The organism is Brevibacillus sp. MER 51, from assembly GCF_023714195.1.
GTDB lineage: Bacteria > Bacillota > Bacilli > Brevibacillales > Brevibacillaceae > Brevibacillus.
On record NZ_JAMAUS010000047.1, the window covers coordinates 1 to 587 of the forward strand.

At 51.8% G+C, this 587-nt stretch carries 2 tRNA genes and 2 rRNA genes; all 4 read left to right on the forward strand.

What is annotated here, in order from left to right:
* Positions 1-83: ribosomal RNA gene (locus M3630_RS30505) — 16S ribosomal RNA — on the forward strand; the annotation flags it as partial.
* Between the two features lie 133 nt (positions 84-216).
* Positions 217-293 (forward strand) — tRNA-Ile (locus tag M3630_RS30510).
* Between the two features lie 16 nt (positions 294-309).
* Positions 310-385 (forward strand) — tRNA-Ala (locus M3630_RS30515).
* Between the two features lie 81 nt (positions 386-466).
* A 5S ribosomal RNA gene (rrf, locus tag M3630_RS30520) occupies positions 467-583 on the forward strand.
* Positions 584-587 lie beyond the last annotated feature (4 nt).

The following is a 587-nucleotide window of genomic DNA, read 5'->3' on the forward strand; positions in this document are numbered from 1 at the left end:
AGCCGCCGAAGGTGGGGTAGATGACTGGGGTGAAGTCGTAACAAGGTATCCGTACCGGAAGGTGCGGATGGATCACCTCCTTTCTATGGAGATATGACCGTAACGCACATTCGCTGTTCAGTTTTGAGGGAGCATCAACTCCCTGACGTATATAGAACTTTGAAGTGCCGCAGCTTTTGGCCTTTGAAGTAGTACGTCTTTTTTTGTGGCTTACGAGGGCCTATAGCTCAGTTGGTTAGAGCGCACGCCTGATAAGCGTGAGGTCGGCTGTTCGAGTCAGCCTAGGCCCACCATATATTTCCCTAGTATGGGGCTGTAGCTCAGTTGGGAGAGCGCCTGCCTTGCAAGCAGGAGGTCATCGGTTCGATCCCGTTCAGCTCCACCATTTTCCAAAAAACAACACTTGAATGTGATTAAGAAGATGTGCTATATTATTCTTCGTCACTTTTGAGAAATAGCTAAATCGTCTGGTGATGATGGCGGAGGGGACACACCCGTTCCCATGCCGAACACGGCCGTTAAGCCCTCCAGCGCCGATGGTACTTGCTCCGCAGGGAGCCGGGAGAGTAGGACGTTGCCAGGCAGTT